Origin of the sequence: Patulibacter sp. (assembly GCF_030655195.1) — a bacterium.
In the GTDB taxonomy this organism is placed as follows: domain Bacteria; phylum Actinomycetota; class Thermoleophilia; order Solirubrobacterales; family Solirubrobacteraceae; genus Patulibacter.
This window is the reverse complement of record NZ_JAURWA010000095.1, coordinates 20,522-27,981: the sequence shown is the minus strand read 5'-3', so window position 1 is coordinate 27,981 and position 7,460 is coordinate 20,522. Positions and strand designations below refer to the sequence as shown.

General features: G+C 73.6%; 4 protein-coding genes. All 4 read right to left on the bottom strand.

Going from position 1 to position 7,460, the window contains the following annotated elements; genetic code table 11:
- A partial coding sequence (locus Q7T67_RS10040; RefSeq protein WP_304788635.1) for a molybdopterin oxidoreductase family protein occupies positions 1–2,296 on the bottom strand: 2,296 nt, incomplete at its 3' end.
- Complete coding sequence (locus Q7T67_RS10035) at positions 2,293–2,922, bottom strand: Rieske 2Fe-2S domain-containing protein (protein WP_304788633.1); 630 nt, start codon at positions 2,920–2,922, stop codon at positions 2,293–2,295. The genes Q7T67_RS10040 and Q7T67_RS10035, both read right to left, overlap by 4 nt.
- Positions 2,915–5,593 carry a nitrite reductase large subunit NirB gene (gene nirB, locus Q7T67_RS10030; protein ID WP_304788631.1) on the bottom strand — a complete coding sequence of 893 codons (2,679 nt, stop codon included), beginning with the start codon at positions 5,591–5,593 and terminating at the stop codon, positions 2,915–2,917. Before nirB ends, Q7T67_RS10035 begins: the two co-directional genes overlap by 8 nt.
- A 28-nt stretch (positions 5,594–5,621) precedes the next feature.
- Entirely contained in the window at positions 5,622–7,193 is a 1,572-nt protein-coding gene (locus Q7T67_RS10025; protein ID WP_304788629.1) for an MFS transporter, read from the bottom strand.
- Positions 7,194–7,460 lie beyond the last annotated feature (267 nt).

Here is a 7,460-nt window from a genome sequence, read left to right as displayed (position 1 = left end):
CGGCGCCGCCGGTCGCCGCCCCGCCGGTCGGGTCCACGGCACCGCCCGGCGAGCGGCGCTCCCGCGGTCCGGGCACCGCCGCGACGAGCGCCTCCACCCGCACGGCCATCGCCTTGAGCTCCGGCTGGCGCGAGACGGGGTCCGTGGCGTCGTGGCTCAGCGCGTTGAGCTGGCCGTCCCCGGGGCGCGCGTGCAGCAGGCCCCAGTGGAACGGTGCGAACGCGACGCCGGGACGGATGTCCCCGTCGACGCGGGCGCGCACGACGACCTCGCCGCGGCGGGAGACCAGGCGCACGCGCTCGCCGTCGGTCACCCCGGATCGCGCGGCGTCGTCCGGGTGCAGCTCGACGAACGGCTCGGGGTCGGCGGCCCGCAGCTCCGCGGCCTTCGCGGTGCGGGTCATCGTGTGCCACTGGCCGCCGACGCGACCGGTGGTGAGGATCAGCGGGTGCTCGTCGTCGGGCGTCTCGGCGACGCCATCGACGGAAAGCGCGCCCAGCCGCGCGCGCCCCGAGGACGTCGGGAACACGTGGTCGGCGTGGAGCCGGGGGCTGTGGTGCGCGCGGTCGGGGGCCTCGGCGTCGGCGCGGAGCACCTCCGGCGACAGGTCGTCGGTCAGGGCGGCGCGGCGACGGAGGCGGTCGGCGCGCTCTGCGTCGGCGGCCGTGAACGGCCAGCGGACGCTGCCGTCGCGGCCCAGGCGGCCGTGGGACAGGCCGGTCTGGTCGCAGACGCGGCCGGCGGTCAGGGCGACGAACTCGGCGTGGACGGCGGCGGCGTCGGGCCAGGCGAACTGCTCTTCCCAGCCCAGCGCGGCGGCCAGGCGGGCGAGGATCCGCCAGTCCGGCAGCGCCTCGCCCGGCGGATCGATCGCCTTGCGCATGAGCGTGACGCGGCGCTCGGAGCTCGTGGTGGTGCCGGCCTTCTCGGGCCACGCGGCGGCCGGCAGGACGAGGTCGGCGAAGGCCGTGGTCTCCGTCGGGTGGTAGGCGTCCTGGACCACGACGAGCTCCGCGCGACGCAGCGCCTCGTGGACCTTCGCGCTGTCGGGCAGGGAGACCGCGGGATTGGTGGCCATGATCCACACCGCCTTCACCGTCCCGTCGTGCAGCGCGTCGACGAGGTCGGTCGCGACGAGCCCGGGACGCTCCGAGACGCCGGCGGCGGTCGGTGGCAGGCGCCAGAAGGTGTTGACGGTCTCGCGGTCCTCGGCGGACGCGGCGTTGCGGTAGCCGGGCAGCAGGCCGGCGAGGCCGCCGACCTCGCGGCCGCCCATCGCGTTGGGCTGCCCGGTCAGGGACAGCGGCCCGGCGCCGGGCCGGCCTAGCTGGCCGGTGACGAGGCAGAGCGCGTGCAGCGCCCGGTTCTTGTCCGTTCCCGCCGTCGACTGGTTGGCGCCCATCGTCCAGCAGGTCATCGCCGCGCCGGCGGTGGCGAAGCGGTGCGCGGCGTCCTCGATCAGGGCCGCGTCGACGCCCGAGACGTCGGCGGCGCGCTCCGGGGGCCACTCGTCGACCTGGGCGCGCAGCTCGTCCCAGCCCTCGGTGTGGTCCTCCAGGTACCGCTCGTCCGTGAGGCCGTCGCGGACGATGACGTGCAGCATCCCCAGCAGCAGGGGGACGTCGCCCCCGGGACGGACGGGCAGGTGCAGGTCGGCCTCGGCGGCCGTGGCCGTCCGCCGGGGATCGACGACGATGACCTGGCACGGCCGCCCCTCCCGCTCCCGCGCGGCCTTGATCCGGGACCACACGATCGGATGGCACGCCGCGGTGTTGGACCCCAGCAGCAGGATGCAGTCGCTCTCGTCCAGGTCGTCGTAGCTGGGCAGTGGGCCGTCGGAGCCGAACGTCGCCTTGTAGCCGGCGACCGCCGAGCTCATGCAGAGCCGCGAGTTGGAGTCGACGGAGTTCGTGCCGATGAAGCCCTTGGCGAGCTTGTTGACGACGTAGTAGTCCTCCGTCATCAGCTGGCCCGAGACGTAGAACGCCACGGACTCCGGCCCGTGCTCGGCGATGATCGACCGCAGCCGCTCCGCCGCCCAGCCGATCCCCTCGTCCCACGAGACGTCGCGCCACGGGCCGTCGGGCACGTCGCGGCGCTGCGGGACCGTCGCGCGGTCCCGGGCGTGGACGGCCGACGGCAGGTGGATCGGCTTGGCGCAGGTGCGGCCGCGGTTGACGGGGTGCTCCTCGTCGCCCTCGACGCGCAGCAGGCGTCCGCCGGCGACCGTGGCCTTGAGGCCGCAGCCGACCCCGCAGTAGGGGCAGGCCGTCCGGACGGTGCGCTCGCCGCTCACGTGGCCGCCGTGCCGGTTCCCGGGCGGAGGCCCGGCGCGCCTGCGGCCGCCGCGTCGTCGGCCGGGCGACCGCCGGGACCGTCGGCCAGGCTCGGGGCGCTCTCGGCCGCCCGGGACGTCGCCCCGGACGCGGTCGGGTCCCAGAGGCGCGCGGCGTCGCCGGCGGTGACGCGGGGCGCGGGGGGCGGCGCGGGCCCCGCGTCGGGAGCGATCCGCACCCACAGCCGGTCGTCCCGGACGAGCACCTCGTGGATCGGCACGACCGTGTCGTCGCCCTGCACCTCACCGGTCGTCAGGTCCAGCCGCCGGTTGTGCAGCGGGCAGGTGACGCAGCCGTCGGCGACGAGGCCGTCCGACAGCGGCCCGCCCCTGTGCGGGCACGCGGCGTCGGTGGCGGCGAACCCGGTCGGCAGGCGGAACACCGCCACGCGGCGGCCGTCGACGGTCGCGCTGCGGCCCTCGAGCAGCGGCACGTCGGACGCGGCGCCGACGTCGGTGAAGCCCGCGGCGAGGACCGAGGACGCGTCGGCGACCGCGGCCGTGGTCGGCCCGTCCGTGCCCGGGGTGGTCGCGGAGGCGACCTCGGTCGTGGTGAGGGCCGCCCCCGTGACGCCGGTCTCAAGCATCGGTGGCCTCCTGGCGGGTCGGGACCTTCGCATCGATCTCGGCCCCGCCCACTCCGCCGTTCGCGCGCCCGCCCTCGACGCGATGGACCACCAGCGGCCGCGCCGCTCCGCCCCCGCCGCCGCCGGGCGCCGACGCGGTCACCTCGGCACCCTCGGGCGGACCGATCGGCGTGGCCTCGGAGTCGAGCTCCTCGAACTGCTTCGGCGTCGCGTTGGCGCGGCGCTCGCGCCACGGGTCCGGGTCGCTGGCCGCCTTGGCGATCCGGAAGCGCTCGTGCAGCCCGACCGGGTCGCCGAGCTCGGGGTCCAGCACCGCGGTCCGGATCGTCACCAGGCCGACGCGCTCGACGAACGGCATCGTGCGCTCGAGGTACTCCGCGTTCTCGCGGTAGTACTGGAGGAACGTGCAGGCGACCTTGAGCGTCTCGTCCTTGCCCTCGATCGTGGCCAGCAGCTCGCCCTTCTTGATCGTGCCCGCCGCGCCGCCCCCGATGTAGATCTCCCAACCGCCCTCGATCGCGACGATGCCGATGTCCTTGATCAGCGACTCCGCGCAGTTGCGGGGGCAGCCGGAGACGGCGAGCTTGACCTTGTGGGGGGTGTAGAGGCCCTCGATCATCTGCTCGAGCTCGATGCCGGCGTTCAGCGAGTCGCCGAGACCGAAGCGGCAGAAGCCGGTGCCGACGCACGTCTTGACCGTGCGGACCGATTTGGCGTACGCGTGGCCGGAGGGCATGTCGAGCGCCTCCCAGACGGCGGGCAGGTCCTCCTTCTTGATGCCGAGAAGGTCGATCCGCTGGCCGCCGGTGACCTTGACCAACGGCACCTCGAACCTCTCGGCGACGTCGGCGATGCGGCGCAGCTCCGACGGGGTCGTGACGCCGCCGCGCATGCGCGGGACGACGGAGAACGTGCCGTCGTTCTGGATGTTGCCGTGGACGCGGTCGTTGATGAAGCGGGCGTGGCGCTCCTCGCGGTGCTGGTTCTGGTTGACCTCGCTGACGAGGTAGGACAGCCCGGGCTTGCAGGAGCCGCAGTCGCGGCCGGCCCCGCAGGCGGCGGAGAGCTCGGAGACGGACTCGCAGCCCTCCGCGCGGGTGATCTCGGCCAGGTCGTCGCGCGTCTGCTTGCGGCACGGGCAGAGGTAGGTGGCCTCGTCGACCTTGCCGCCGCGGACCACCTTGAGGATCTCGGACACGACCGGCTTGCAGGAGCCGCAGCCCGCACCGGCGCGGGTGGTCGAGACGACCTCCTGCGTCGAGCCGAGGTCGTTCTCGACGATCGCCTTGACGATGTCGCCCTTGCAGACGCCGTTGCAGTTGCAGACCTGGGCGGTGTCGGGCAGGTCTGCGGGGGAGGCCTGCGAGGCCTCGGCCAGCAGGGTCAGCGGGTCCTCGACGTGCAGCCCCGTCTTGACGCCGTCGAGCAGCAGTTCGTGGCCGCGGGTGTCGCCCATGAGGATCGCGCCGTGCAGCACCCCGTCCTTCACGACGAGCTTGCGGTAGATCCCGGCCCCCGGGTCGCTCGTGGCGACCGAGGTCGGGTGCACCTCCTGGCCGGCGTCGGGGTCGGGGACGCGGTTCGTGACGGACGGCGCACCGATCGGGTTGCCGATCGACACGAGGTCGACGCCCATGACCTTGAGCTTCGCCGAGAGGATCGACCCCTCGTACACGGCCAGGCTGGCCCGCTCGACGATCTCGCCGTCCTCGACGTCCATCGTGTCGCCGGCCGCGTCGAGGCGCAGGATGGTCTGGGCGGCGACCTCGGCCTGCTCCCAGATCGGGGCGACGATCCCGTAGACCATGCCGCGGTGCTCGGCGCACTCGCCGACCGCGAGGGCGCGGGGGTGCGAGGTCATGAGCCGGTCGTCGACGACGATGCCCCTGCCGCAGGTGAGGCCCGCGGCGGAGGCGAGGTCCGTCCGCGCCCGGATGCCGATGGACACGACGACGAGGCCGGCGTCGAGTGCGGAGCCGTCGGCGAACCGCAGGCCGGTCACGCCGCGCTCGTCGCCGAGCAGCTCCTGCGTCTGCTTCTCGAGCATCACGGTGACGCCGAGGTCCTCCAGCGCCGGCTCGAGCAGCGCGGCGGCGGGGTCGTCGAGCTGACGCTCCATCAGGCGGTCCATGAGGTGGACGACCGTGGCCTTCGCGCCCTGCGACGCGACGCCGTAGGCGGCCTCGAGGCCGAGCAGGCCGCCGCCGATGACGGCGACCTCGGTCCCGGCCGCCGCGGCGTCGCGGATGGCCTGACAGTCCTCCGGGCCGCGGAACGGGATGACGCCCGGCAGGTCGATCCCCGGCAGCGGCGGCATGAGCGGCACGGAGCCCGTGCAGAGGACGACCCGGCCGAAGGTCAACTCGGCGCCCGAGACGAGCCGGGCCACGCCGGCGTCGGGGTCCAGCGTCAGGACGGGGTCGCCGACGAGCACGTCGACGCGGTGGTCGGCGTACCACTCCTCCGGCCGCAGCTGCAGCTCGGCGGCGTCCTTGCCGTCGACGAGCAGGTGCGACAGCGAGACCCGGTCGAACGGCAGCCGGTCCTCCTCGCAGACCATCGCGATCGACAGGTCGTCGCTGCGCTCGCGGACGGCCTCGCAGACCGCCTGCCCGGCGATGCCGCCGCCGATCACGAGGACGTGGGCGTGGGTGGTGTCGGTGGTCGTCATGGGGATCTCGCTCTCGAGGTGGGCGGGGTCAGACGGCCGCGTCGGCGACGCTCGGGACCGGACCGATGGCGGTGGACCTCCGCATGTAGACGGCCCAGGTCACGACGGCCATGACGACGTAGGCGCCGAGGAACACGTAGAGGGCGCCGACGGACCAGTCGGCGTTCTCCGCGGCGACCCGGACCTTGTCCGCCGGGGTCTCCGCGGCCTTCACCGCGGCGGTGACGCCGAGGCTGGCCTGGCGGAACGCGAGCTGGATGAGGAACCCGCCCAGTGCGCCGATCGCCCCGGCGATGCCGATGACCGCGGCGGCCTGGCGCTTGAAGTCGAGCCTCGTCGCGTCGTCGTCGCCCTGCTGGCGGCCGAGCGCGGAGAAGATCGCGGGGATCATCCGGTAGGTCGACCCGTTGCCGGCGCCGGCGAGGAAGAAGATCACGCAGAAGGCGCCGAAGAAGAGCCCGAAGGAGCGCTCGTTCACGCCGACGATCGCGACGATCGTGAACAGCGCCATGCCGACGAAGCAGGCGAGCGTGACGCGGGCGCCGCCCATGCGGTCGGCGGTCCAGCCGCCGATCGGGCGGGCGATCGAGCCGATCAGCGCGCCGACGAAGCCGAGGCCGGCGAGGTAGGTGGCGATGAAGGTGTGGTTTGCCAGGAACTCCGGGAACGTGTTCTTGATGACGAGCGGCAGCGCGAAGGAGTAGCCGATGAACGAGCCGAAGGTGCCGATGTAGAGGACCGACATGATCCAGGCGTGCGGCTGCCTGGCGGCCTTCACGTAGGACGCCTTGTCGGCCTTCGCCTGCGTCAGCGAGTCCATGTAGAGGTACGCGCCGAGCGACGCGACGACGATGAACGGGATCCAGATCAGGCCGGCGTAGGCCAGGTGGACCTCGTGGGGCATCGTCTTCACGGCCGCGGCGGGGACGCCGACGATGATCACGAGCGGCACCACGAGCTGGGCGACGGCGACGCCGAGGTTGCCGCCGGCGGCGTTCAGGCCGAGCGCCGCGCCCTTGTGGCGCTCGGGGTAGAAGTAGGAGATGTTGGCCATCGAGGAGGAGAAGTTGCCTCCGCCGAAGCCGGCCGTCGCCGCGCACGCCATCAGGACCCAGAGCTGCGTGTCGTGGCTCTGGTCCGCGAGCCAGCCGCTGGGGACGACGATCGCCAGGAGCAGGGCCGGGATGAAGAGCAGCGAGGCGGAGACGACCGTCCACGCTCGGCCGCCGAAGCGCGGCACCGCGAACGTGTAGGGGATCCGCAGGAACGAGCCGACGAGGTTCGGCAGCGCGGTCAGCCAGAACAGCTCGGACAGGCTGAGAGCGATCCCGACGTTGGCCAGGTTGATCGCGATGACGCCCCAGACGACCCAGAGGCAGAAGCCGATGTGCTCGGCGAAGACGGAGAACGCCAGGTTCTTCTTGGCGATCCGCCTGCCGCCGTTCTCCCAGAACTCCCGGTCGTCCGGGTCCCAGTCGTCGATCCAGCGACCGCGGTCGGAGGAGGTGTCGGGGCCGGTGACGGGATGCTCGTCGGCCGGAGCGGGTGCACCGGCGCGCTGTGGCGCGGTGTCGGTCTGTCGGAACTCGGTGAGTCGCATGGCGTGGGTCTCGGGAAGGGTGCGAGGGGGTCCTGATCGCCCCGGGAGGGGCGACGGGTGGTCCTGTGCTCCGGTGGCCGCCGGAGCGCCGCGTCGACGACACCGGGGAGGCTAGGTCGGGTCCGGACCCACGCCGTTGGCCTCCTGGGAGAGGTTCGGAGGGGCGTCTTGTCCCAGCGGTGTTGGACGCATGGACGGGGTCGGGTGTCCCGATGTCCAAGCGCTCGGGGGAGCCCGGTCATGCAGGCGCGTACGGGGTCCGGGGGC

Coding starts and splice junctions, on each gene's coding strand:
- Q7T67_RS10035 (WP_304788633.1), bottom strand. CDS start 2,922: ATGCTTGAGACCGGCGTCACGGGGGCGGCCCTCACCACGACCGAGGTC.
- nirB (WP_304788631.1), bottom strand. CDS start 5,593: ATGACGACCACCGACACCACCCACGCCCACGTCCTCGTGATCGGCGGC.
- Q7T67_RS10025 (WP_304788629.1), bottom strand. CDS start 7,193: ATGCGACTCACCGAGTTCCGACAGACCGACACCGCGCCACAGCGCGCC.